Source organism: Arthrobacter sp. FW306-1B-G06A (assembly GCF_058781765.1).
Window position 1 is genome coordinate 29469 of sequence record NZ_JBYSXB010000034.1, and the last position, 24826, is coordinate 54294.

Genomic DNA, 24826 nt, shown 5'->3' on the forward strand with positions numbered 1-24826 from the left:
AGGCTATGGACAGCAGTTTCGCCGTCGGCAAACATGGAGCAGGAGGGACGCTTCGCCAAAGTTGAGCATAGTAGACTCAACTTTGAGAATTAGTCATCTTTCCCGAGAGGAGCTCTTCCATGGACGTCAAATTCACCACCAAGAGCCAGGAGGCTCTTTCCGCGGCGGCCATGAACGCCTCCACCGCCGGAAATCCGCAGGTGGAGCCAGCCCACTTGCTCAAAGCCCTCATGGATCAACGCGAGGGCGTCGCGGTGGCGCTCTTGCGCGCCACTGGAGCGGACCCGGATGCCGTGAGCGTCCAGGCGAGTTCGGCCATCAAGGCCCTGCCGTCGTCGTCGGGCAGTTCAGTGCAGCAAGCGCAGCTTTCCCGCCCTTCGATGCAGGCCATCCAGGCCGCCCAGAACGAGGCCGAGAAACTCGGCGATTCCTTCGTGTCCACTGAGCACCTCCTCTTGGGGCTCTCTGCCGGTAGCGACGCCGTGGGGAAGCTATTGCGCGACGCCGGCGCCTCCCACGAAGCGCTCCTCGCCGCCTTGCCGGGTGTCCGCGGTGACCGGAAAGTCACCTCGCAAGACCCGGAAAACACCTTCCAGGCGCTTGAGAAATACGGCACGGACCTCACCGCCGTCGCGCGCTCCGGCAAGCTGGATCCCGTGATCGGGCGGGACAGCGAAATTCGCCGAGTGGTCCAGGTCCTGAGCCGCCGCACCAAGAACAACCCCGTGCTGATCGGCGAACCCGGCGTCGGCAAGACCGCCGTCGTCGAAGGCCTTGCCCAGCGCATGGTGGCAGGTGACGTCCCGGAAAGCCTGCGGGGCAAGACCCTCATCGCGCTGGACCTCGCATCCATGGTGGCCGGCGCGAAGTACCGCGGCGAATTCGAGGAACGGCTGAAGGCCGTGCTGGAGGAGATCAAGAACTCCAACGGGCAGATCGTTACGTTCATCGACGAAATCCACACTGTGGTGGGCGCCGGTGCCACCGGTGAAAGCGCCATGGACGCAGGGAACATGCTCAAGCCCATGCTGGCCCGCGGCGAGCTGCGGCTCATCGGCGCCACCACCCTGGACGAGTACCGCGAGAACGTCGAGAAGGACCCTGCCTTGGAACGCCGCTTCCAGCAGGTCTACGTGGGCGAACCAAGCGTGGAGGACACCATCGGCATCCTCCGCGGCCTCAAGGAACGCTACGAGGCCCACCACAAGGTAGCCATCGCGGACTCCGCCCTGGTAGCCGCCGCCACGCTCTCCAACCGCTACATCTCGGGCCGTCAATTGCCGGACAAGGCCATCGACCTCGTGGATGAGGCGGCGTCCCGGCTACGCATGGAAATCGACTCGGCTCCCGAGGAAATCGACCAGCTCCGCCGTGCCGTGGACCGTCTCACCATGGAGGAATTGGCACTCGAGCGCGAGACGGATGCGGCCTCCATCGAACGCCTCGCCGCGCTCCGCGCGGACAAAGCGGACAAGAAGGAAGCCTTGGGTGCGCTGAACGCCCGCTGGGAAGCCGAGAAGGCCGGGCTCAACCGCGTGGGCGACCTCAAGGCAAAGATCGACGAATTGCGGTCCGCCGCCGAAAAGTTCCAGCGCGAGGGCGACCTTGAAGCTGCCTCGCGCATTCTCTACGGCGAACTGCCCGCGTTGGAGCGCGAGCTCAGCGCAGCAGCCGAGGAAGAATCCGCCCGGGAAGCGCGCGGTGAAGCGAAGCCCGCCCTGATGGTCGCGGACGAAGTCACGGCGGACGATATCGCGGAGGTTATTTCGGCCTGGACGGGCATCCCCGCCGGCCGCATGCTCCAGGGGGAATCCCAGAAGCTGCTGCACATGGAAGAGGAGATCGGAAAGCGGCTGATCGGTCAGTCCAAGGCCGTGGCCGCCGTCTCCGACGCCGTCCGCCGCGCCCGCGCGGGCATCAGCGACCCCAACCGCCCCACGGGTTCGTTCCTGTTCCTGGGCCCCACCGGCGTCGGTAAGACCGAGCTCGCCAAGGCACTCGCCGACTTCCTGTTCGACGACGAACGCGCCATGGTGCGGATCGACATGTCCGAATACGGCGAGAAGCACTCCGTGGCCCGGCTGGTCGGTGCCCCTCCCGGATACGTGGGCTACGAGGAAGGCGGCCAGCTCACCGAAGCGGTCCGCCGTCGCCCGTACTCCGTGATCTTGCTCGACGAGGTGGAGAAGGCCCACCCGGAAGTGTTCGACATCCTCCTTCAAGTGCTCGACGACGGCCGCCTCACCGACGGGCAGGGCCGCACCGTGGACTTCCGGAACACCATCCTGGTGTTGACCTCCAACTCGGGTAGCCAGTTCCTTGTGGATCCAACGCTGGACTCCACGGCGAAGCGGAATGCGGTCATGGCCGTGGTCAACGCCTCCTTCAAGCCGGAATTCCTCAACCGGCTCGACGAGATTGTGCTGTTCGATCCGCTCAGCGTCGACGAGCTCGCCAGGATCGTCGAATTGCACGTGGACGAGCTGACCAAGCGGCTGCACGACCGCCGGCTCACCCTTGAGGTCAGCGACGGCGCCCGTGCGTGGCTCGCGATGTCCGGTTACGATCCCGCCTACGGCGCCCGTCCGCTGCGAAGGCTGGTTCAACGCGAGATCGGTGACCGCCTGGCCAGGGAAATCCTTGCCGGACAGATCGCGGACGGCGACACGGTACTGGTGGACACCGCGGCCGACGTCGACGAACTCACCATCGAGGGTCTCGAGGCTTTGACGGGTCCCGACGGCGGTGCTCCGGCGGGTAGCGGCCTGACGGTGAGGCGGAAGGAATAGCTACTTCTGCAGCACGGATTCCTTGAGCGTGTTTCCCGAGTTCACCACGATGAAGCAGTCCACGCGGCGGTCGCCGTTGTCCCAGCTCGTGGCGCTCGGGTACACGTTCTGCTGCAGGAGCGCGTACTTCGTGGATGCCTCGTTGAGCACCAGATCACGGCAGATTTCGCGGCCTTTGTCACGCAAGGCAGTGGCGCCGGGGAAGGTGTCGTCAGCCTTGTACCGGAAGATGGCGCCCAGCTGGGCCGAATGGTCGGTGGTGCAGTCCACCACCTTGGACTTGATGGCGTTGGAGTCGAAATCGGCGAAGCAATCTCCCAGCTGGTAATCCTTTGCCTCCACATCCGCCGGGAGGGGACCGCGGCTGGTGGACGTGGCCGGCGCGGGGATGGGCGCGGCCGCCGGGCGGTTGGCCAGTGCCCCGACGAGGACCCAGATCACTACGCCGATCAGGATCAGCACGGCCAGCACGATGCCGCCAATGATGAGCCGATACCGCGTTATGGCGTCCAGGGCAGTCCGCAGGGACGAGCCTTTCTCGGAGGGAGCAGGGCCCTCGGGCCCGGTTTCGCCAGGCATGCCTGCATCGGGATACGTGCCCGAAGTCCCGGAATACCAGGTCCCGGAACCAGGGTCTACCGGCGACTCATTGTCGCCCGTACCGTTGTTGCCCTGGATCATGTTGTCCTGGCCCATGTCTGAGTTCGCGCCTTTCATGCCTGCCGCCCCATATTAGGGCGACTCTACCCAAGTTTTTCATGCCAATGAATGGAGATACTGCCAGGTGGAACTGTGACGGCGCTTTCGCGAAGCAAGTGGCAAGCAGTTGCTCCAGAAAGCATGTAATCTAGACATACGACAAATTGACCAAACATTCCGGGGCCTCACCGATCGCCAAGGTGACCACCTCCGGTCCAAGTACAAAAGGGGGTCACGCCATGGGGCGCGGCCGTCAAAAGGCAAAAGCTACCAAGCAGGCTCGGGACATCAAGTACTACTCCCCGAACACTGACTATTCGGCCCTTCAGCGCGAGCTGACTGGGCCATCAAGTCGTGCGACGAGCCGATTCGCGGATGATCCGCCGGAGCCGGACTACTCGGCTTACGAGGACAAGTACGCACAGGACTTGGAAGACGATGACGACGAGGTAGACACCCGCCGTATCGGATAGCTGTAGCAACAATCAGGTGCCTTTCGGCATCGAGTTGCGTACCGCCGTCGTACACGAGGTCGTTTGGCATCCCCGGATGCCTCCCAAAACGATAGAGCCCGTAGGGCGCGCCATGATTGGCGTGCGCTACGGGCCTTTTTCGTGCCCTTTGGCCGGTCAGTCCTTCTCGTGGCACAGATCCAGCAGGGGGATCAGTGTTTCGAGGTCGTTGGCGCGCGCTGCGGCCAGGATCTTCCGGTGGGCGTCCGCCACGCGCTCAAGCTTGGCGTCGTCCAAGGGGTACGAGCGGCTGATGAGCCGTTGAACAGGGTTGTCCCAGACGGATTCGAGGGTTTTCAGCAAGAATCCGTTGGGCGCAGGCGCCGCCAAGCCCAAATGGAACGCCCGCGTGGCGGTGAACAGTTCCTCCGGGTCGGCGCTTGCCGCACCCTCGGCGATAAGCAGCTCCAGCCTCGCAAGCTGAAGGTTGGTGTATTTTGCCCCACACTGCCTGATGGCCATGATCTCGAGGGCCTTGCGTACTTCGTAGACTTCCTCGACGGCTGATCGGGTCAGCGTCGTCGCGAAATACCCCGAGCCCGGGACCAAAGTGGCGAGTCCTTCGTGGACCAAGCGGTTCAGGGCGTCGCGGACCGGCGTCCGGGACACGCCGTATTCTTCGGCCAGCTGTTCCTGGACCAGGGGAGCGCCTGGCTCGACCACTCCGTTGACGATCTCATTGCTGATCCTGTCGTAGACGTGCTCGCTCAGCGGCCTCATCCCCTTGGCAGCTTGCGTGGCCATTCGCCTCATCCCCTTTTTCGTATCAAAACTCGTTCAATCCTACGTGCTTTACATCACAGGATTCACTGTATACAGTGAATCCAATTCTACCAACCCTGAAGAAAGTTGCCCTATGAGCCTGCGCATTCCACGCATACCCGGCATCGATTTTGCCGCCGTCGGCAAGCAGCTGGGTTACCTGGAGATCGAACATTCGGACAATGAGAATGACGCCGCTGTCATCCCTTCGCCGATCGCGGTCCTGAGTGGTGGGGACGGCCCCACGGTCCTCCTGATCGCCGGTACGCATGGCGACGAATATGAAGGACAGATCCTTCTCCAGGAACTCATCCGCACCTTGAACCCTGATGAGGTGAGCGGGAGATTGATCATCCTGCCTGCCCTCAACATCCCTGCTGTCCGCGAAGGAAGACGTGTTTCCAGCGTGGACCGGGTCAATCTGAACCGTGCCCTCCCGGGCCGCGCCGACGGCGGACCGGCACTACAGATCGCCTCGATCGTGGCCCAGGAACTCATCCCCATGGCCGACTTTGTGATGGACATCCATTCCGGGGGGATCGCGTCGGAGTATGTGCCGTCCGCGTTCGTCTACCAAGGGCCGACGCCGGAGCTATGGGCCGCGAAGGTGGCGGCGGTCGCCGCATTCAATGCCCCTTATTCCGTCGTGGTGAAGCCCATGCTTAAGGCGGGCTCCATCAGCGGCGCGGCCGATCAGGCCGGCGTGCCGATGATCTCGACCGAACTCGGTGGGAGGGGAACCGTATCCCTGCCGATCCTCGCAAGGGCCCGGACGGGACTTCCCTCGCTGCTTGGGCACTGGGGCGTGCTCAAGGACGCCGGCCTCTCAGGTATCGGAGACCCGATCCAGTGGGTCGAACTCACGGCCCAGTCCGCGGTCCATTCCACCATGGCAGGCATCCTCGAGCCGGTGGTCGGACTTGGCCAGAAAGTCGCGGCCGGAGAGCTCGTGGCCCGCGTTCACTCAGTGGAAGAACTCGAGCGTCCTCCAAAAGACTTCTTTTCACCGATGGACGGGGTGGTCGCAATCATTCGGCATCCCGCCCTCGTCAATGTCGGCACCACCGTGGTCAACATCGCCGTTGACCATGGAACAAGCTATGCGAAAGGCAATCATGAACCGTCCTAGATACATCTCCACAGCCGCCCTGCTGCTGGCCGCCGCCGTCGCGCTCAGCGGCTGCACCACTGCGTCACTCGACGCCGGCAAGGAAGCCGCCGCCAGTTCGATTCCCGGCAAGGACGCCGCGATTCCGGCGGCGCCCTTCAACAAGTCCGCCGCGAATCTCTTGCCCCCGGACGTCAAGGCCAAGGGGACATTGGTGGTCGGCACCGACCCCACCTTCGCGCCTTATGAGTTCTACGCGGCTGACAGCAAGACGGTGGTCGGCTGGGACGCGGACTTTGCGAAAGCAGTCGGCGAGACGCTGGGGCTCGAAGTCAAGATGGTTCCCGCGACCTTCGATACCATCCTCCCGGGCGTGAGCTCCAACAAGTACGACGTCGGCATCTCGGGTTTCAATGTCACGGCCGAGCGTAAGATGAATGCCGATTTCGCCTCCTACCAGAGCAGCGGCTCCGGCCTTGCAGTCAAGGCCGGCAACCCCAAGAAGCTGGCCCTCGACGCGATGAAGCTGTGCGGCACGAAGGTGGGTGGCGAAAAGGGGACCACGCAAGGGATCGAGACCCTTCCGGCGTTCTCGAAGCAGTGCGTCGTCGCCGGCAAAGCGCCGATCGACATCCAGTTGTTTCCCTCCCAGAATGAAGCCAACCTGGCACTCATCTCCGGCCGCGTGGACAGCGTCCTCTCAGGCCTTGTTGGCATGGGTTACGCAAGCAAGCTTTCCGGCGGTGCCTTCGAGCTCGCCGGCAACCAGGACTTCGAACCGACGCCGGTAGGTATCGCCATGCCCAAAGGCTCGCCCCTGACCAAGGCGATGGTCGCGGCGGTCAGGGCGCTGATCGCTGGCGACACGTACAAGGCGATCAATGCGAAGTACGGAATCCCGGACTCGGTGACCATCAGCGCTGATGCCGTGGACGCGAGTGGTGCGAAATGAGCACCGTGATCACCGTCCCCAAGATGGGAACAACGGACCGCGGACAGTTCACCGTGGTCTCGGCCAGGCACCCCTGGCGATGGGTGGCTGGCACTGCGGTAGGCGCCGTCGTGATCCTGTTGCTTGTTTCCGCGGTGAGCAATCCCCGTTTCGGCTGGGACAAGGTGGCCCTGTATTTCCGTGACGTTGCCATAGTCAACGGGATCGGCATCACCCTGTTCCTGACGGTTGTCTGCATGGCTGTCGGGGTGGGGCTTGGCGTGGTGCTTGCGGTCATGCAGCTTTCGGCAAACCCCGTGGTCAAGGCCTCGGCAAGCGCCTATGTGACGATCTTCCGAGGCACCCCCGTCCTGGTCCAGCTGTTGTTCTGGTTCAACTTGTCGGCGCTGTATCCGGAGATCACCTTTGGTATCCCCGGCGTCAGCCTCGACGCCAACCAGATCATCACACCCCTCGCCGCGGCGATCCTTGGCCTGGGCCTCAACGAGGCTGCCTACATGTCGGAGATCGTCCGGGCAGGAATCCAGTCCATCGATCAAGGTCAAGGCGAAGCTGCGGGTGCCCTCGGCATGTCCCGCATCCAGACCCTCATCAGGGTGATCCTGCCGCAGGCCATGCGCGTCATCATCCCGCCTACGGGCAATGAGTTCATCGGCATGCTCAAGATGACCTCGCTGGTCAGTGTCCTGGCGGTCCCCGAGCTCCTGTACTCCGCCCAGATCATCTACTCGAAGAACCTGCAGGTTGTCCCGCTGCTCCTGGTCGCCAGTATCTGGTACATCATCGTCACCACGGTGTTCACGGTGGGCCAAGGCTACCTGGAACGGCACTTCGCCCGGGGAACGTCCCGTTCCGTCCCGCCGACCGCCGCCGAGCGGTTGCGGAAATTCTTCAGGGTACATTCCGCGCAAGGCTCACGAAAACAAGGATCAGGAAAGGAAAGCCAGTCATGACTATCGAGACGAAGGAAAGCCGCAAGGCGCCGGAGGCGCTTCCGCTGGTACGCGCGGAAGGCGTGCGCAAGAGTTTCGGCGACAATGAGGTCCTCAAGGGAATCGATCTCCACGTCCAGAGCGGCGAAGTGGTCTGCCTGATCGGCGCCTCGGGCTCCGGGAAAAGCACCTTCCTGCGGTGCGTGAACCACCTGGAGAAGATCGACGGTGGCCTGCTGTGGGTGGGGGACAGGGCCGTGGGCTACCGGATCAAGGGGGACAAGCTCCATGAACAGTCCCACAACGAAATCTGCGCCGACCGGACCGATATCGGGATGGTCTTCCAGCACTTCAACCTCTTCCCGCACATGACCGTGCTGGAGAACCTGATGGAAGCCCCGATCAGGGTGCTCAAGCACCGCAAGGCGGATGTCCGCCGTCGGGCGTTGGATTTGCTGGAGAAGGTGGGCCTGTCGGAGAAGGCGGGGGCCTATCCACGGCACCTCTCGGGCGGGCAGCAGCAGCGGGTGGCGATCGCCCGGGCCCTGTGCATGCAGCCGAAGCTGATGCTGTTTGACGAGCCGACGTCGGCGCTGGATCCGGAGTTGGTGGGCGAGGTCCTCAGGGTGATGAAGGACCTGGCCCGGACGGGAATGACCATGATTGTTGTGACGCACGAGATGGGCTTTGCCCGCGACGTGGCGGATCGAGTGGTGTTCATGCATGGCGGCCGGATCATTGAGGAAGGTCCCGCCGAAGCCGTCATTGGCAACCCGCAGCATGAGCGGACCAGGGCGTTCTTGTCTGCGGTCCTGTAGTTGTTGATAGTGCGCTCTCGGAAGCGGTTGACAGAATGCGTTAGTGACGGCTAACGTATTAATCATGCTCGACCGACTGGAAGTTGCCGCGGAGCCGAACAGGCGGCGCCTGTTGCACCTGCTTGCGGCGGGCGAGCGCACCGTGACGGAGCTGGCTGGCGAATTCACGGTGAGCAGATCCGCTGTCTCGCAGCACTTGTTGTTGCTGGAGCAGGTAGGCCTCGTTGCGGCCCGCAAAGAGGGACGCAACCGCTACTACCGCTTGGATAACGACGGCATGAGAGAACTCCGGATGCTTTTTGAGCAGTTCTGGACCGCTGAGCTGGACATGCTCCTCGCTGACGCACAAAACTTCACCACCGACCGCCTTCAAACAACAGAGGAATCATCATGATTTACGACAAGACCGTTCTTCTTCCCCTCAACGTCGACCAGGCGTTCGAACTCATCACGCAGCCCGCACGCCTCCGCCGCTGGCAGACCGTTGCCGCCCGCGTCGACCTCAAGGTTGGCGGCGAGTACCGCTGGACCATCACCCCGGGTCACCACGCGGCGGGAACGTTCACGGAAATCGAGCCCGGCAAGCGCGTCGTCTTCACTTGGGGCTGGGAGCAGCCCGAAGCGCCGGCGGACAACGTCTCCACGGTAGCCATCACCCTTGAGCCGGCCGACGGCGGCACCTCCGTGCGCTTGGTGCACGAAGGCCTTCCGACTCCGGAAGCCCTGGCAGGCCACTCCGAGGGCTGGAACCACTACCTCGACCGTCTCCTCGCCGAGGCTTCCACGGGCGACGCCGGTGCCGACGAATGGGCAGCTGCCCCTGCCGACCTCAACGAGCTCACCTCCGCGGACGCCACGCTCGCCATCGTGCAACGCGTACTGGCGCACGTGACCGAGGCCGACGCGCAGACCCAGACTCCGTGCGCCGATTTCAACGTGTCCCAGTTGCTTGACCACCTTGCCGGCTCAATTGCCAACATCGCCAAGGCCCTGGGCGCCGAAGTAGCCGACGACGCCGGGAAGTCGCCCGAGGTGCGCATCGCCGACCTCGCCCAGCCGACGCTGGAAGCCTTCTATCGCCGCGGCCTCGAATGCACCATTGACATGGGCTTCGCCGAACTGCCGGCCACGATGGTCGCCTCCATCCTCAACCTCGAGTTCCTGGTCCACGCTTGGGACTTCTCCAAGGCCCTGGGCCTCGAGGTGTCGGTGGCGGATGAGCTCACCGACTACGTCGAGGTCCTCGCGCAGAACACCATCAGCGAGCAGGTCCGCGCAAGCGGCAGCTTCGCCCCGGCCCGGGAAGTCGCCGAGACGGCATCCAGCCTGGAGCGCCTGGTCGCTTTCACCGGCCGGACTGTTCACGCATAAGCTCGAAGCATCATCAACGAAGGGATAGCAATGCCGCAGGTTGATAGCTACAAGCAGGGAACCCCGTGTTGGGTGGACCTGTCGTCGTCGGACATCGAGGCCTCCAAGGCCTTTTACAGTGATCTGTTCGGCTGGGAATTGGACGCGATGGATGCCGGCAACGGCATGACCTACTACATGGCCAAGCTGCAGGACCGCTACGTGGCGGGCATGATGCAGCAGATGCCGGACATGGCCGCGGCCGGCGCACCGTCCTTCTGGGCCAACTACCTCGCCGTCGATTCGGTCGATGACGCCGCTGAGCGCGTCACGGCGGCAGGCGGCAACGTTCTCTTCCCGCCGGACAGCGTCCCCAACGGAAGCGGGCGGATGTTCTTCGCAGCCGATCCCACGGGTGCACAGATTGGCTTCTGGGAGGCCGGAACCCACCACGGCGCCGGGCTGGTCAATGAACCGGGCACGGTGGTCTGGAACGAACTGCAGACGAACGACGTCCCCAAGGCCGTCGCCTTCTACGAATCCGTGACGGGATGCTCCAGCGAGACGGCCGCGGCCGGAGACCTGCAGGAATACACCCAGCTCGTAGTGGACGGGAAGTCCGTAGGCGGCGCCATGAAGCAGCCCGTCGAGGGAATGCCGCCGTTCTGGATGACCTACTTCAATGTTGCGGACGTGAACGAGTCCGTGGCGAAGGCCGTCGAGCTCGGCGCCCAGGTCTTCGCGCCTGCCTTCGACGTCCCTGGCGTCGGCCGCATGGCAGTCCTCGGTGATCCAGCCGGAGCAGCCTTCAGCCTCATGGCCGCCGAAAGCAACTAGGCCTCAAACAAAAGTGCCCACCCAACTGCCGGATCGGCAATGGGGTGGGCACTTTTTGCGCGAAGAACCCTTAGGCGTAAGCGTTCACGAGGCGCACGGCGCCGCCGTCGACGCCCTTGGCGCCCTGGACGTAGTCCGGACCGCTCTTGATGATCGAGTCGGAGTCCGCGGCCACCGTACCCATGACCCACGACGGCAAGCCGCGCTCGTTGAGGCGGGCCACGGCGGCGTCGGCGATTTCGGGAGACACGATGGCCACCATGCCGACACCGAGGTTGAGCGTGCGCTCGAGGTCGGCAAGGGGAACATTGCCGAGCTCGGACACCAGCTTGAAGATGGCCGGCAGTTCCCAGGTGGCGCGGTCAACCGTGGCCACGAGGCCCTGCGGCAGGACGCGGGCCAGGTTGGCTGCGAGGCCGCCGCCGGTGACGTGGCTGAAGCCGTGCACGGCGCCGGGCGCAGTACCCAGGCCGCTGACCGGGAACGCGCGGGCGAGGTCCAGGCAATCGGCGGCGTAGACGCGGGTGGGCTCCAGCAGTTCTTCGCCCAGCGTGCGGCCGAGTTCGGAGACCTGGCGGTCCAAGGCCCAGCCGGCGTGGTTGATCACGCGGCGGACCAGGGAATAGCCGTTGGAGTGCAAGCCCGAGGAAGCCATGCCGATCACGACGTCGCCGGCGCGGACGCGGTCCGGGCCAAGCAGGGCATCGGCTTCGACAACACCGGTAGCTGCACCGGCGACGTCGTACTCGTGCTCACCCAGGAGGCCCGGGTGCTCAGCGGTTTCGCCACCGACCAGGGCAGTGCCCGCCACGGAACAAGCGGCGGCGATGCCGCGGACGATGTCCGCGATGCGCTCGGGGACAACCTTGCCGCACGCGATGTAGTCGGTCATGAAGAGCGGCTCTGCGCCGACTACGACGATGTCGTCCACCACCATGCCCACCAGGTCGAAGCCGATGGTGTCGTGGATGTCCATGGCCTGGGCGATGGCCACCTTGGTGCCGACGCCGTCCGTGGACGTGGCCAGCAGGGGCCGCTTGTACGTGAGCAGCTTGGAGACTTCGTACAGGCCGGCGAAACCGCCGACGCCGCCGAGCACGGAGCTGTTGTGGGTCGCCTTGACGGCGTCCTTCATGAGTTCGACGGCGCGGTCGCCCGCTTCGACGTCGACGCCGGCGGACGCGTAGGTGATGCCGGTTGTGTTCTCAGCGGCGGAGGATGCGGAGGTCATACAGACTCTTTCTTATCGGCGTCGGTCAGCAGGTTCTCAAACTCGGCGTCGGGTCCGGGATCGCAGCCCGTGGCGCCGGGCTTGTTGGCCGGGTCGTCCGAGTCCGCGGTTACGGCTTCGGCGGAGATGCCCGACGTCGGCAGCCCGCCGAGGTCGGTGCGCTCCAGGAGGTTCTTGCCCAGTTTGTCCGAACCCGGAAGTGCGATGGGGTACTGGCCGGTGAAGCAGGCGGTACAGAGGCGTTCGCGCGGTTGCTGGGTGGCGCCGATCATGCCGTCTTCGGAAATGTAAGCCAGCGAATCCGCTCCGATGGCCTGGGAGATTTCCTCGATGGTGGCGCCGTTGGCGATCAGTTCAGCGCGGGACGCGAAGTCGATGCCGTAGAAGCAGGGCCACTGGACGGGCGGGGAGGAGATCTTGACGTGGACGGCTGCGGCTCCGGCCTCGCGGAGCATCCTGACGATGGCGCGCTGGGTGTTGCCGCGGACGATCGAGTCATCCACTACCACCACGCGCTTGCCGCGGATCACGGATTCGAGGGCGTTGAGCTTGAGCCGGATGCCGAGCTGGCGCAGGGTCTGCGAAGGCTGGATGAACGTGCGGCCCACGTAGGAGTTCTTGACGAAGCCGTGCGCGAACGGGATGCCGGATTCTTCGGCGTAACCGACCGCTGCCGGGGTTCCGGATTCGGGGACCGGGATGACGATGTCCGCTACCTGGGTGTTTTCGCGGGCCAGCTGGCGGCCCATCTCCACGCGGGACTCGTACACGGAGCGCCCGGCAATCGAAGCGTCGGGACGCGCAAGGTAGACGTACTCGAAAACGCAACCGGCCGGCGTCGCTTCCGCGAAACGCTGGGAACGGACGCCGTTTTCGTCAATGGCGATGAACTCGCCGGGTTCGATCTCGCGGATGAAGCTGGCCCCGACGGTTGCCAAGGCGGACTGTTCCGAGGCGACAACCCAGCCGCGCTCGAGGCGGCCAAGGCACAAGGGGCGGATGCCGAAGGTATCGCGGGCCGCGTAGAGGGTGCCTTCGTCCATGAACACGAAGCAGAAGCCGCCCCGGATCTTGGGAAGCAGCTCAAGCGCAGTCTGTTCCAGGGTCTTGCCCTCTTCGCCTTCGAGGAGGGCAGTGACCAGGGCGGTGTCCGAGGTGTTGCCCTGCTTCATTTCGCCGGTCAACTGACCGCCGTTGAGTTCGAGGATCATTTCCCGGAGCTCAGCCGTGTTGGTCAGGTTGCCGTTGTGCGCGAGGGCAACGGTGCCGGTGGCGGTTGCGCCCAGGGTGGGCTGTGCGTTGGCCCAGTGGCTTGCTCCGGTGGTGGAGTAGCGACAGTGGCCGACGGCGAGGTGCCCGGTGAGGGTGTTCAGGGTTGTCTCGTCGAAGACCTGGGACACGAGGCCCATGTCCTTATAGACATTGATGCGCTTGCCGTCACTGGTAGCAATACCAGCCGATTCTTGTCCGCGGTGCTGCAACGCATACAGCCCGTAATAGGTGAGTTTTGCTACTTCTTCGCCCGGCGCCCAGACCCCGAAGACGCCACAAGCGTCCTGAGGTCCTTTTTCGTCGGGGAGAAGATCATGAGAAAGTTTTCCGTCGCCACGTGCCACTGGTCAATTGTCGCATGATGTTGGCGTGGTACTTTCCCTCACGCGACATTGTGACCCGGATCCTATGCCCCGGCGTCGTCCTCTGTGGGGTTGGGCACGGACTCGACGACGGCACGCTGGGAACGCCGCACGCTGACTTTGTCGAGGACGAGGGCCGCGATGGCGCCCAGCAGCACGCCGCCCGCGGCGAAGGACACAAGGAAGAAACCGAAGACCGCCCCCGTGTCGAAACTTTGGTCGCCGGGGATGCCGTAGGCCACGAACGCGGCAACAATGATGCCGAGCACCCCGCCCAGTCCCATGAACGGAACGAACTTCGGTGCACGGCGGACCGTGATCCCGCGGCGTTCCGGAGTGCCGTTGTCTGCCGCGGCGTTGCGTGCCGGGCTGTTGTGTGACGTGCTGTTTTGCGATGTGCCGTCGGCGTTCGCGCCCTCAGAAACCATGCCTTCCAGCTTACCGTTCCGAAGAGGTTGGTTTGTGGTCTGAAGTCAGACCATTGACAGATTGATGTGAAGTGGGTCACTATCGATGCGAGCGGTGTCGGCCCGTTCCCCCCTTCCGTTTAGAAAGAGAATAATCATGAGTGATCGTTCTACGGCAGCGAAGGTGCAGGCTGTGCAAGACGCAGATGCTGCGGCCCTCGCCGAGCTTGGCTACAAGCAAGAGTTACATCGCGGCATGTCCGGCTTCTCCAACTTCGCAGTCTCGTTTTCCATCATTTCGATTTTGGCTGGCTGCATTACCTCCTTCAGCATTGCGCTCAAGTCCGGCGGTCCGGCTGCCATCAACCTGGGTTGGCCGCTGGTTGGCGTTCTGGTCCTGTGCGTGGCGCTCTCCATGGCCGAGGTTTGTTCGCGGTACCCGACCGCCGGTGGCTTGTATTTCTGGGCCGGCAGGCTCGCCAAACGCAACAAGCGGGCCTGGGCCTGGTATGTCGGGTGGTTCAATTTCCTCGGTGAAGTGGCCGTCACGGCCGCAATCGACTTCGGCTGCGCCACAACAATGATGGCTTTCGCGGCGCTGACTTTCGGCGTTGAGCCCACCCCGGGCGGTACGTTCGCGCTGTTCGTCGTCCTCATGGTTATCCACGCCCTGCTCAACAGTTTCGGCGTCAAGATTGTCAGTTTCCTGTCCAATGTCTCGGCCTGGTGGCACATCGTGGGTGTTGCGATCATTGTGGCGGCGCTGTGGCTCATGCCCACGAGCCACCAGTCCTTTGACTGGACGATGACCGCGTGGCACAACGAAACCGGCTTCACTTTCGGGCCGTACGTCTTCCTCATGGGCCTGCTCATGTCGCAGTACACCTACACCGGCTACGATGCTTCGGCCCACGTTGCCGAGGAGACCAAGAACGCAGCCATTGCGGCTCCCAAGGGGATTGTCATGAGCGTCGTCATCTCCATCATTGGTGGCTGGATACTGCTCTACTCACTCGTCGCGGCGATCCCGGACGGCTCAGAGGAAGGCCTGACCACTCTTGGCGCTACGGCAACAGGCTTGCCCCCGGCGCAGATTTTCCTGGATGCATTGGGCAACCCCGGCGTAGCGAAATTCCTGCTGGCCATCGTGGTGGGCGCACAATTCTTCTGTGGCATGGCCTCAGTGACCGCCAACTCACGCATGACCTACGCTTTCTCCCGCGACAATGCACTGCCAGGCTCCCGCATCTGGGCCAAAGTCAACGCCCGGAGCGGTACCCCCACAAACTCCATCTGGCTCTGCGTTGGCTGCGCGATCGTGCTCGCCTCACCAGCCCTGTTCAACACCACCGCGTATTTTGCCGTGACGAGCGTGGCCGTCATTGGCCTCTACATCGCGTACATCACCCCCGTGTTGCTCCGCAGGCTCAACAAGAACTTCGTACCGGGCCCGTGGCACCTGGGGAAATGGAGTCCCATCATCAACTGGGTAGCGATTGTGTGGGTCGCCATCATCGTGATCCTCTTCGTTCTTCCGCCCGTCGCAGACATCACCATCGACACGTTCAACTACGCGCCGATCGCCGTCGTGGTCGTCTTCCTCCTTGCCACCGTGCTTTGGTACACCACGGGGCGCCGGACATTCATGACGAGTGCCGAACAGGAGCACCTGACGATCGACGCCGATAAGCTGCTCAACTAGCAACACACGCGGGCCGCCGGCGGGTCTCGCGGGCGGCCTCCCACCAAGGAAGGCCACCATGTTGTTCGCCGAACCGATTGAATCCCCCCTCCTGGAGACGGTCTTGCTTCCCGTGCGCGGACACATGGCGTTCGAGTCATGCGTTGAGCACTTGGGATCGGCAATCCAGTTGGGGATCTTCAAAACCGGTGAGCGCCTCCCGCCCGAACGCGACTTGGCCGAGCGCATGCAGGTCTCCCGGGCCACGCTGCGGGAAGCGATCAGCGCGTTGCGAGCCGCGGGCTTCGTCACGACCGTCCGGGGGCGGGGCGGCGGAACCATCGTGGAACCGGTCGGCAACGCCCGGCCGCCGGAGCGCCTCGACAACAAGGACAGGCAGGGGGAAATCAGCGACATCCTCATCTTCCGTTCCGTGATTGAACCCGGGGCTTGCCAGCGGGCGGCCTCGATGCGGCTCAGCGAGGATCAGCGTCAGCTCCTGATTGATTCCTTGGCCGAGGTTGAAAACGCGGGTTCCCCGGTGGAATACAGGCAAGCCGACGCCCGCCTCCACCTGGCTTTCTCCGCTGTTGCGGGGTCGTCCGAACTCAATAAAGCCAGCACCACCATCCAGACAAAGATCCACGAGTTCCTCGCGGAAATCCCCTTTCTGCAGCGGAACATCGAACATTCAAACCAAGAGCATCGATTGATAGTGCAGGCCATCCTCGACGGCGAGCCTGCAGCGGCCCGAAGCGTCATGGAATTGCACTGCGAGTCCACTGCCGCACTACTCAAGGGACTACTGAAATGAGCAGCACTATGAACGACATTTCGAACACCGCGGATACCACTGTTCACCCCCGCAATGACCGTATGCTCACCGTTGAGCAACTCAAGGCGCGGATTGCCGAGGGCGCCATAGACACCGTGATTCTCGGCTTCACCGACATGCAGGGCAGGCTTCAGGGCAAGCTCCTTCACGCGCAATTCTTCCTGGATTCCGTCCTGGAGCACGGCACGGAAGGCTGCAACTACCTCCTCGCCGTTGACACCGAAATGAACACCGTGGATGGCTATGACATTTCCTCGTGGGAAAAGGGCTATGGTGACATGCTCTTCGACATGGATTTGGACACCATCCGTGTCCTTCCCTACCGCGAGGGGAGTGCGCTGATCCAGTGCGATCTGTCGATGACCGACGGCACTCCGGTCTCTGTTTCGCCCCGCGCCATGCTCAAGCGCCAGACGGCCAAGGCTGCCGAACGCGGTTGGAAGGCACTTGCCGGAACCGAGCTTGAGTTTGTGGTCTACAACGACTCCTACGAGCAGGCATGGGACCTGGACTACAAGCACCTCACTCCTGCCAACCAATACAACGTGGACTACTCGCTCCTGGGATCGGGTCGCGTGGAACCACTGCTTCGCCGGATCCGGAACGAGATGTACGCAGCGGGCATGACCGTGGAATCCGCGAAAGGTGAATGCAACTTCGGCCAACACGAGATCGCTTTCAAGTACGACGAAGCGGTCACCACGGCGGACAACCATTCCGTCTACAAGACCGCGGCCAAGGACATCGCCCATGACATGGGCCAATCCATTACCTTCATGGCCAAGCCCAACGAGCGCGAGGGCAATTCCTGCCACATCCACCTGTCCCTTCGCGGACTCGACGACGAGCTGGTCTTCTGGGACAAGGCCACCGGAGCCCGCACCAAAACCTACGATCACTTCATCGCCGGAGTGCTTGCCACGATGCGGGAATTCACGCTCTTCTACGCTCCCAACATCAACTCCTACAAGCGGTTCGTCAAAGGCTCGTTCGCTCCGACGGCGGTGGCCTGGGGCCTCGACAACCGCACCTGCTCGGTGCGCCTCGTCGGCCATGGTCAAAGCGCGCGCCTGGAGAACCGGCTGCCCGGTGGCGACGTGAACCCGTACTTGGCACTGTCGGCCATGCTTGCCGGCGGGCTCTACGGAATCGAAAACGAGCTCGAACTCGAGCCCGCAACCCTTGGCAACGCCTACACCTCGGGTGCTCCCACCGTGCCGACGACGATGCGGGAAGCGCGGGATCTGTTCGCCAACTCCGTGATCGCCAAGGAAGTCTTCGGCGAGGAAGTGGTGCGGCACTACGTGAACTACGCCGACGTCGAACTGGCAGCTTTTGAGTCCGCGATCACGGACTGGGAGCTCCGCCGCGGCTTCGAAAGGCTGTAGGCGATGACTCAGAATCAGACGCAGGCTCCAGGTTCAAGCCGGCCTCCTCGCATCGCGTTGACCACTTATCTTCAAAACGCGAAATGGGGGATTTGGGACGCGCGGGCAGCGGTACTGCCGGCAACGTATTTGGAAGCCGTGGTGGCGGCAGGCGGCACCCCTCTCCTGCTGCCGCCCATCGGCACCGATACTTCCGTCCTTGACCTCGTGGATGGCCTCATTGTGGTGGGAGGCGCCGACGTCGACCCCGGAAATTACGACGCCGAGCCCCACCCGAGCACACGCAGCCAGCCCGAGCGGGACGAGCACGATATCTCGTTGACGCTGGCGGCCTTGGAGAAGGGCATTCCGCTCTTCGCGATCTGCCGCGGCGCGCAAATCCTCAACGTGGCCCTGGGCGGAAACCTCATCCAGCACGTGCCGGACGTGCTGCCCGAGGCGAACTACCAACCTGCTCCCGGAGTCTACGGGGAGGTTGAGTTCGATACTCGGCCGGGCAGCATCAGCGCGCAACTACTAGGTGAAAAGGCATCGGCGCCGGTCTATCACCACCAGATTCTTGACCGGGTTGCCGAAGGCCTTTGCGTCACCGCGCGTGCGGCGGACGGGACGGTCGAGGCCGTCGAATCGACCCAAGGAAGTTGGGCGTTGGGTGTTCAGTTTCATCCTGAACAAAATCGTTCCGACGTGCGGCTCTTCGAAGGATTCATTGAGGCTGCCAGAAGGTACCGGGACGGGGAACTCTACGCTGAGCGCCTCGACCCATCGACGGAATTCACAGCGACAGAAAAGAGCTGGGCGTGAGTGCCACAACTTTTGACATCATCAATCCGGCCACAGAAGAGTTCCTTCAAACCGTTGAGCTGGCATCCCTCGCCGAAACGGACGCGCTGATTGCCCGCGCGGCTGGCGCCTTTGAGGCCTGGCGGAACGTGTCGCCGTCGGACCGGGCACTGCTCCTGCGCCGGTTCGCGGCCGCCGTCGACGTCGATCTGGAGAACCTTGCACAACTGGAAGTCCGCAACGCGGGGCATACGATCGGCAACGCCCGCTGGGAAGCGGGCAATGCGCGCGACGTCATCAGCTACTACTCGGCGGCCCCCGAGCGGCATTTCGGGCGGCAGATCCCCGTTGCCGGAGGCCTCGATGTGACGTTCCACGAGCCATTGGGCGTTGTCGGCATTATTGTGCCGTGGAACTTTCCGATGCCGATCGCGGCGTGGGGCTTCGCTCCGGCGCTCGCGGCGGGCAACACGGTGGTACTCAAGCCCGCGGAACTTACGCCGCTAACCGCGATGAGGCTGGGTGAGCTGGCGCGCGAGGCCGGCCTGCCCGATGGCGTGCTGACGATCATCCCCGGGAAGGGCTCCGTTGTGGGGGCGCGCTTCGTGACCCACCCTGCGGTGCGAAAGGTCGTCTTTACCGGGTCAACCGGGGTCGGCAAGCAGATCATGGCCGGTTGTGCCGACCAGGTGAAGCGCGTGACGCTCGAGTTGGGCGGCAAGAGCGCGAACATCGTGTTCGCCGACGCCGACCTTGAGGCCGCTGCTGCCGCAGCACCAGGCGGCGCGTTCGACAACGCCGGCCAGGACTGCTGTGCCAGGTCCCGGATCCTGGTGGAAAAATCGGCCTACGACAGCTTCTTGGAGCTTCTCGAGCCCGCCGTTCGGGCTGTCAAAGTCGGCGACCCGGCGGATGAAAGTACCGTCATGGGGCCCTTGATTTCCGCCCGGCAAAGGGAAACCGTCGCGGGCTTTGTGCCCTCGGGAGCGCCCATAGCCTTCCAAGGCGACGTGCCCGAGGGGCCGGGATTCTGGTTCCCGCCCACGGTCCTGGCTCCCGGCTCCTTCGACGACCGGGCGGTGCGTGAGGAGATCTTCGGACCGGTCGTCGTCGTCGTTCCCTTCAACGACGAGGCGGACGCGGTACGGATTGCCAATGACACCGAATACGGCCTCTCCGGATCGATCTGGACCCAAGACATTGGCCGGGCCTTGCGCGTGGCCCGCGGGGTGGAAGCCGGAAACCTCTCGGTGAACTCCCACTCTTCAGTCCGGTATTCGACGCCGTTCGGCGGCTTCAAGCAATCGGGCCTGGGCCGCGAACTGGGTCCCGATGCCCTCGATTCCTTCAGCGACGTAAAGAACGTCTTCATTGCGCACTGAACCCACCAACTTTGGAAGCCCCATCATTCAAGGAGAGATCACCATGACCGAATTCATTTCACACCGACTCAAGGACCGCACTGCCGTCATCACGGGCGGCGGCAGCGGGATCGGCCTGGCCACCGCAAAGCGTTTTGCCTCGGAGGGTGCCAACGTGGTCATCGCCGATATCGATCCGGCAGCCGGAGAAGCAGCCGCGGCCGCCGTCGATGGCATCTTCGTGAAGGTCAACGTCACAGACGAGCAGGAAGTCATCGACCTCTTCGCCGCTGCCAAGAGCCACTACGGCAGCGTCGATATCGCGTTCAACAACGCGGGCATTTCGCCGCCGGACGATGCATCCATCCTCGACACCGGAATCGACGCCTGGCGCCGGGTCCAGGAGGTCAACCTGACGAGCGTCTACTACTGCTGCAAATACGCGCTGCCTTACATGTTGGAGCAGGGCAAGGGCTCGATCATCAACACCGCGTCCTTCGTGGCCGTGATGGGTGCGGCGACCTCGCAGATCTCCTACAGCGCCTCCAAGGGCGGCGTGCTGGCCATGACCCGTGAGCTCGGCGTCGAATTCGCGCGCAAGGGTGTGCGAATCAACGCGCTGTGCCCGGGACCGGTCAACACTCCGCTTCTGAAGGAACTCTTCGCCTCCGATCCGGAGCGGGCCGCGCGGCGCTTGGTCCACGTGCCCTTGGGCCGCTTCGCCGAGCCCGAGGAACTGGCCGCTGCGGTCGCCTTCCTGGCGAGCGACGACGCCTCGTTCATTACCGCGTCGACCTTCATGGTTGACGGCGGAATCTCCGGAGCCTACGTCACGCCGATCGACTAGCGGAAGCTTCCAGGTCGGTTCCCCACTCCAGTGGTGGGTGGGGAACCGATGGGTTAGCTGCCCCGGTACGTGGAGAACGCGAAGGGGCTGAGCAGGAGCGGCACGTGGTAGTGCTCACCGGCGTCGGACACCGTGAAGCTCAAGTCCACCTCCGGGAAAAAGGTGTCAACGCCTTGTGCCTTGTAATACGGACCGGTCGCGAAGTTCAAGCGGTAACTGCCGCCGTCGACCCTCTCAGGGCCAAGGTCCTTGATCCGGCCGTCCGCGTCCGTGGTGCCGCTAGCTACGTGGCGCCAGTTGTCGCCGTCCCGCACGGAGAGAACGACGGCGACGCCGGCCGCCGGGCGCCCGGAACCGGTGTCCAGGATGTGGGTGGTGATCTGGGAAACACTCATTTGCTGGGCTCTCCTTCGCTGCTCCCGCTGTCTTCGCTGATCACGCCGGCAAGACGCAGCAGGGCGATTTCGCGCAATTGTCCGGCCACGATCAGGTCTTCTTCTTCCGCGGTATGGGTCAGGCGCTCGTGGAGGGAGGCCAGGATGTCGTTGGCTGTCCGTCCTGCTGCCCGGATGAGGAAGACGCGGCCGAACTTGGCCTCGTACTCTCGGTTGCCTTCGGCCAAAGCGGTGACGACTCCGTCATCGCCGGGGTCGACGCCCGCCTGTTCGGAGCGGGACATCGCGGCTTCGGTGGTCTGCGCCTTGGGTCGTTCGCCGATCCGCGGGTGATGGGCCATCGCGGCCGCCACTTCGTCCGACGTGAACGGCTCGGCGGTTTCCCGGGCGAAATCGAGCAAGGAGTCCAAGCCGCTGAACGGACGCGCATCTGCGACGTGCTCCACCCAACGCTGGATGTCGAGGCATGGGCGGAGGACGTCGATGGCGTCCGCACGGTCCACGCTGTTGAATACTTCAAGCTGCATGCTTGTTCATTCCTCGTGCGAGTGCTGGCATCCATGGTGTTGGCTATGCGGAACTCCGGCGATTCCTGCCGGATGGACCTGCGCGCCTCCGCACTCCAGGCCTTCCACATCATGGAACTGTTATTTCAGCATACGTAATAGTGAATCCAATGACAGCCGTGGTGTCAAGAGAATACCGCACCCCGGTCCTCCCTCCTTCCCGCTTTGGCCTCTCTGCGACGCTCGCTCACTTATGCCGCCGTTTCCCGAAACGCTCGCTCACCTTCGGTGGGTTCTACCGAAACGCTCGCTCACCTTCGTCGCCTGGTGGACAATGTCAGCAACGAGCCAAAGGAGTTCCGTCATGCCAGAGGTCCTGACTTCCCGGTATCTGTTCGGGCCGGGTCCCAGCAATTGCTATCCGGAAGTGACGGCCGCATTGGCGTATCCGGTGATCGGGCACCTAGATCCAGTGTTCATCGAGCGACTGGACCGGACATGCGCGGGGCTTCGGACGGTGTGGGGGACCCGGAATGCCCGCACCCTGCCATTGAGTGCCACTGGTTCCGGCGGCATGGAGGCTGCCTTTGTTAATACAGTGTCCGACGGCGACGTGGCAGTAATTGCCGTCAACGGGCTTTTCGGGGAGCGCATGTGTGAGGTCGCCCGGCGGTGCGGCGCCACGGTGGTCCGCGTCGACCATGAATGGGGCCAACCGGTGGATGCGGAGCGGGTCCTCGCCGCGCACCCCCATCCCAAGGTGATTGCCGCTGTCCATGCCGAAACCTCCACGGGTGTCCTGTCCGACGTCGCGCCCCTTGGCGCCGGCAAGGGCGACGCCTTGCTGATCGTGGACGCGGTGACGTCCATCGGCGGACTGGAACTCCTGGCTGACGACTGGGGGATCGACGTCGGGTATGCCGGGACGCAGAAGTGTTTGGGAGCGCCCCCTGGCTTGTCCCCGTTCACAGTGTCCGAGCGCGCTTTCGAGCGGCGCATCAAGGAGCCGCGTTCGTGGTACCTGGATATCGGCCTTCTGGGTGGGTATGTTGGCGCGGCGAGTGGCAGCCGGACGTATCACCACACGGCGCCAGTGACCATGATCGCGGGGCTAGAGGCGGGACTTGACCGCATCTTGGCCGAGGGGCTCGCGGCTGTTCAAGCGCGGCACCGTGCCGCCGGGGCCGAGTTGCGCGACGGCCTCGAAGCGATGGGGCTCGAGCTGTTTGCCGCGGAGGGCTCGCGATTGCCGAGCCTCACCACGGTCAAAGTGCCCGACGGCGTGGACTCGGCCGCCGTCCGCGCCTACCTTCTGGAGAACTTCAGTATGGAAATCGGCTCCGGTGCGGGTGCGTTTACGTCGACCGTTTGGCGGATCGGCATGATGGGTCCGAATGCCAACAGGGCGTCGGTGAAGCTCGTGCTTGGCGCGCTGGAAGAAGCGATCGCGAATGCCTGACGCCCGCTCACATATCGACGCTCATGCCGTGACGCTCGCTCACATATCGACGCTCATGCCATGACGCCCGCTCACATATGAAGGCAATTCCGAAATGCCCGCTCACTCCTGGCCGAAAATAGAGAGTCCTCCTGCAGATCATGATCTGCAGGAGGACTCTCTATTTGGCCTCATAGGTGAGCGAGCGTCGACCCGGGAGTCGTCATAGGTGAGCGAGCGTCGACCCGGGAGTCGTCATAGGTGAGCGGGCGTCACGCCGGACGGCCCGATTTGTGAGCGGGCGTTACAGGCCGAGTTCGGCCTTCAGGGCTGCTACGTGGCCCTGGGCCTTGACCTGGTACTGGGTCAGCTTGACCTTGCCTTCGCCGTCGAGCACTACGGTGGAGCGGACCAGTCCGTCGACTACCTCGCCGTTCACGAGCTTCTCGCCCCAGGCGCCGTAGGCCAGCGCTACTGCGTGGTCTTCGTCGGAGAGGAGCGGGAAGGTCAGGGAGAAGTCGCCGGCGAAGTGTGCGATCTTTTCCGGGGCGTCGGGGGAGATGCCCAGGACTTCGTAGCCGGAGGACTGCAGGCTGGCAAGGCTGTCGCGGAAGTCGCAGGCCTCTGTGGTGCAGCCGGGGGTGGCGGCTTCCGGGTAGAAGTACACGATGACGTTGCGTCCGCGGTAATCGGACAGGGAAACTTTCTGGCCTTCGGAGTTAAGCAGCGCGAAATCGGGGGCCTGGGTTCCGGCGAGGAGTTTCTGGGTCATGTTGCGATCCTTGACTTGTCGGGCAACCGCCGTGGCCGGCGATCAATCTAATGGTGTAACGGGCTGCCTAGATGCAGTATTCCGCAGGTCCGCGGACGGTGGAGCCTGGTCCGGGCACGAACTGGTAGCCGCCTCCACGCACCGTGGCGATGACATGGCGGGCTGAGCCCAGCTTGCGCCGGACGCGTCCAACATACACGTCGATGGACCGAAATGCCGCGCCGGGACAGTCAAGTGACTCCAAAAAGCGTTGCAATTCTTCACGTGGGATGGGGCGGGACAGGTTTTCCACGAGGTAGCGGAGGAGGCTGTGTTCCATCGCGGTGAAGCTGACAGGCACACCGTCGAGGAGGACGGTATTCGCGGCCAGGTCTACTGCCACGGTGCTGCGTCGTCCGGCCAGGGAGACCGGCGACGGAGCGGTTGCGCGGTTTTCGGCGTCGGGCACTTCCGACGCCGAACCGCCGTCGGACGCTGCCGCACCGTCGGACGAGCCGGAAGAATCACCGGACGTTGCAGCTCCGGCGGCGGGCCAAAGGAGGACTTCCGCCCCCGGAGCAAGTTTGCGGGCCCGGGCCAGGACCGCTTCAGCGGCCCGGGCCCAAACCTCGGGATCGATCTCGCGGCCTTCGCCGGGCTGTACCCACACGGCGAGTCCGCGCGGGTGCATCCCGGGCCGAACCAGACCGGGCCGAAGCGCGGAAGGCCGGGGGGCGGGCTGGTGCCGCGAGGCGTTGAGCCGTGCGGGCAGTTGCCCGTACGGGGCATGGACGTTGACGGCCATGGCTT

Annotated in this window: 25 protein-coding genes; 16 read left to right on the forward strand and 9 right to left on the reverse strand. The window is 63.8% G+C overall.

The genetic code is table 11. The features are described 5' to 3' along the window. Window positions 1-119 precede the first annotated feature (119 nt). Window positions 120-2789, forward strand: a complete 2670-nt coding sequence (clpB, locus tag AC3WJM_RS17035) for an ATP-dependent chaperone ClpB (protein ID WP_492272468.1) — start codon at window positions 120-122, stop codon at window positions 2787-2789. On the opposite strand, the gene AC3WJM_RS17040 is transcribed toward clpB, so the two are convergent. Further along, a complete protein-coding gene (locus AC3WJM_RS17040) occupies window positions 2790-3506 on the reverse strand; it encodes a septum formation family protein (RefSeq protein ID WP_306962038.1) in 717 nt (238 codons plus the stop codon). A 221-nt stretch (window positions 3507-3727) separates the two neighbouring features. Here AC3WJM_RS17040 and AC3WJM_RS17045 point away from each other — a divergent pair, with 221 nt between their 5' ends. Beyond that, window positions 3728-3961 (forward strand): DUF3073 domain-containing protein, encoded by a 234-nt coding sequence (locus tag AC3WJM_RS17045; RefSeq protein ID WP_028265518.1) that lies wholly within the window; start codon window positions 3728-3730, stop codon window positions 3959-3961. 156 nt (window positions 3962-4117) lie between these two features. Here AC3WJM_RS17045 and AC3WJM_RS17050 read toward each other — a convergent pair whose 3' ends face one another. After that, window positions 4118-4744 carry a GntR family transcriptional regulator gene (locus tag AC3WJM_RS17050; RefSeq protein WP_059389925.1) on the reverse strand — a complete coding sequence of 209 codons (627 nt, stop codon included), beginning with the start codon at window positions 4742-4744 and terminating at the stop codon, window positions 4118-4120. 112 nt (window positions 4745-4856) lie between these two features. Here AC3WJM_RS17050 and AC3WJM_RS17055 point away from each other — a divergent pair, with 112 nt between their 5' ends. The 7 genes from AC3WJM_RS17055 to AC3WJM_RS17085 all read left to right on the forward strand — a co-directional run bounded on the left by AC3WJM_RS17055 (window position 4857) and on the right by AC3WJM_RS17085 (window position 10759). Continuing rightward, window positions 4857-5891: a succinylglutamate desuccinylase/aspartoacylase family protein gene (locus tag AC3WJM_RS17055; RefSeq protein ID WP_492272469.1), complete on the forward strand. Its 1035-nt coding sequence runs from the start codon at window positions 4857-4859 to the stop codon at window positions 5889-5891. Beyond that, the gene (locus AC3WJM_RS17060) at window positions 5878-6822 is read left to right on the forward strand and encodes an ABC transporter substrate-binding protein (RefSeq protein ID WP_492272470.1); all 945 of its coding nucleotides are present in this window, start codon (window positions 5878-5880) and stop codon (window positions 6820-6822) included. Before AC3WJM_RS17055 ends, AC3WJM_RS17060 begins: the two co-directional genes overlap by 14 nt. Further along, entirely contained in the window at window positions 6819-7775 is a 957-nt protein-coding gene (locus AC3WJM_RS17065; protein WP_492272471.1) for an amino acid ABC transporter permease, read from the forward strand. Before AC3WJM_RS17060 ends, AC3WJM_RS17065 begins: the two co-directional genes overlap by 4 nt. Continuing rightward, complete coding sequence (locus AC3WJM_RS17070; RefSeq protein WP_284991911.1) at window positions 7772-8572, forward strand: amino acid ABC transporter ATP-binding protein; 801 nt, start codon at window positions 7772-7774, stop codon at window positions 8570-8572. Before AC3WJM_RS17065 ends, AC3WJM_RS17070 begins: the two co-directional genes overlap by 4 nt. Window positions 8573-8636: 64 nt before the next feature. Next, window positions 8637-8966, forward strand: a complete 330-nt coding sequence (locus AC3WJM_RS17075; protein WP_059389930.1) for an ArsR/SmtB family transcription factor — start codon at window positions 8637-8639, stop codon at window positions 8964-8966. After that, window positions 8963-9943, forward strand: a complete 981-nt coding sequence (locus AC3WJM_RS17080; RefSeq protein ID WP_492272472.1) for a TIGR03086 family metal-binding protein — start codon at window positions 8963-8965, stop codon at window positions 9941-9943. Before AC3WJM_RS17075 ends, AC3WJM_RS17080 begins: the two co-directional genes overlap by 4 nt. Before the next feature lie 30 nt (window positions 9944-9973). Further along, complete coding sequence (locus AC3WJM_RS17085) at window positions 9974-10759, forward strand: VOC family protein (protein ID WP_307055468.1); 786 nt, start codon at window positions 9974-9976, stop codon at window positions 10757-10759. Between the two features lie 70 nt (window positions 10760-10829). Here AC3WJM_RS17085 and purM read toward each other — a convergent pair whose 3' ends face one another. The 3 genes from purM to AC3WJM_RS17100 form a co-directional block, all read right to left on the reverse strand. Then, window positions 10830-11990, reverse strand: coding sequence for a phosphoribosylformylglycinamidine cyclo-ligase (purM, locus tag AC3WJM_RS17090; RefSeq protein ID WP_492272473.1), 1161 nt, complete (start codon window positions 11988-11990; stop codon window positions 10830-10832). Beyond that, a complete protein-coding gene (purF, locus tag AC3WJM_RS17095; RefSeq protein ID WP_284991916.1) occupies window positions 11987-13606 on the reverse strand; it encodes an amidophosphoribosyltransferase in 1620 nt (539 codons plus the stop codon). The genes purM and purF overlap by 4 nt, the downstream gene beginning before the upstream one ends. A gap of 62 nt (window positions 13607-13668) precedes the next feature. Beyond that, window positions 13669-14052, reverse strand: coding sequence for a hypothetical protein (locus tag AC3WJM_RS17100; RefSeq protein ID WP_284991918.1), 384 nt, complete (start codon window positions 14050-14052; stop codon window positions 13669-13671). Window positions 14053-14188: 136 nt separating this feature from the next. Here AC3WJM_RS17100 and AC3WJM_RS17105 point away from each other — a divergent pair, with 136 nt between their 5' ends. From AC3WJM_RS17105 to AC3WJM_RS17130, 6 genes are read left to right on the forward strand one after another with little or no spacing between them, the layout of a single operon-like run. Then, on the forward strand, window positions 14189-15733 hold the full coding sequence (locus AC3WJM_RS17105) for an amino acid permease (RefSeq protein ID WP_306962019.1): 1545 nt from the start codon (window positions 14189-14191) through the stop codon (window positions 15731-15733). Window positions 15734-15791: 58 nt separating this feature from the next. Continuing rightward, on the forward strand, window positions 15792-16526 hold the full coding sequence (locus AC3WJM_RS17110) for a FadR/GntR family transcriptional regulator (RefSeq protein WP_284752949.1): 735 nt from the start codon (window positions 15792-15794) through the stop codon (window positions 16524-16526). Beyond that, on the forward strand, window positions 16523-17935 hold the full coding sequence (locus AC3WJM_RS17115; protein WP_492272474.1) for a glutamine synthetase family protein: 1413 nt from the start codon (window positions 16523-16525) through the stop codon (window positions 17933-17935). Before AC3WJM_RS17110 ends, AC3WJM_RS17115 begins: the two co-directional genes overlap by 4 nt. Before the next feature lie 3 nt (window positions 17936-17938). Continuing rightward, entirely contained in the window at window positions 17939-18739 is an 801-nt protein-coding gene (locus AC3WJM_RS17120) for a gamma-glutamyl-gamma-aminobutyrate hydrolase family protein (protein WP_306962014.1), read from the forward strand. Next, entirely contained in the window at window positions 18736-20100 is a 1365-nt protein-coding gene (locus AC3WJM_RS17125; RefSeq protein WP_492272475.1) for an aldehyde dehydrogenase family protein, read from the forward strand. Before AC3WJM_RS17120 ends, AC3WJM_RS17125 begins: the two co-directional genes overlap by 4 nt. A 43-nt stretch (window positions 20101-20143) precedes the next feature. Continuing rightward, window positions 20144-20926: a 3-oxoacyl-ACP reductase gene (locus AC3WJM_RS17130; RefSeq protein ID WP_171983479.1), complete on the forward strand. Its 783-nt coding sequence runs from the start codon at window positions 20144-20146 to the stop codon at window positions 20924-20926. A gap of 53 nt (window positions 20927-20979) precedes the next feature. On the opposite strand, the gene uraH is transcribed toward AC3WJM_RS17130, so the two are convergent. Further along, window positions 20980-21321 (reverse strand): hydroxyisourate hydrolase, encoded by a 342-nt coding sequence (gene uraH / locus AC3WJM_RS17135; RefSeq protein ID WP_265979873.1) that lies wholly within the window; start codon window positions 21319-21321, stop codon window positions 20980-20982. Next, the gene (uraD, locus tag AC3WJM_RS17140; protein ID WP_284991923.1) at window positions 21318-21848 is read right to left on the reverse strand and encodes a 2-oxo-4-hydroxy-4-carboxy-5-ureidoimidazoline decarboxylase; all 531 of its coding nucleotides are present in this window, start codon (window positions 21846-21848) and stop codon (window positions 21318-21320) included. The genes uraH and uraD overlap by 4 nt, the downstream gene beginning before the upstream one ends. A gap of 343 nt (window positions 21849-22191) precedes the next feature. On the opposite strand from uraD, the gene AC3WJM_RS17145 reads away from it, so the two are divergent. Further along, on the forward strand, window positions 22192-23286 hold the full coding sequence (locus AC3WJM_RS17145) for a pyridoxal-phosphate-dependent aminotransferase family protein (RefSeq protein WP_492272476.1): 1095 nt from the start codon (window positions 22192-22194) through the stop codon (window positions 23284-23286). Between the two features lie 283 nt (window positions 23287-23569). Here the strand turns inward: AC3WJM_RS17145 and bcp are convergent, their stop codons facing one another. Continuing rightward, the gene (gene bcp / locus AC3WJM_RS17150; RefSeq protein ID WP_306962004.1) at window positions 23570-24037 is read right to left on the reverse strand and encodes a thioredoxin-dependent thiol peroxidase; all 468 of its coding nucleotides are present in this window, start codon (window positions 24035-24037) and stop codon (window positions 23570-23572) included. Between the two features lie 67 nt (window positions 24038-24104). Further along, a complete protein-coding gene (locus AC3WJM_RS17155) occupies window positions 24105-24821 on the reverse strand; it encodes a winged helix-turn-helix domain-containing protein (protein WP_332602951.1) in 717 nt (238 codons plus the stop codon). Window positions 24822-24826: the final 5 nt, after the last annotated feature.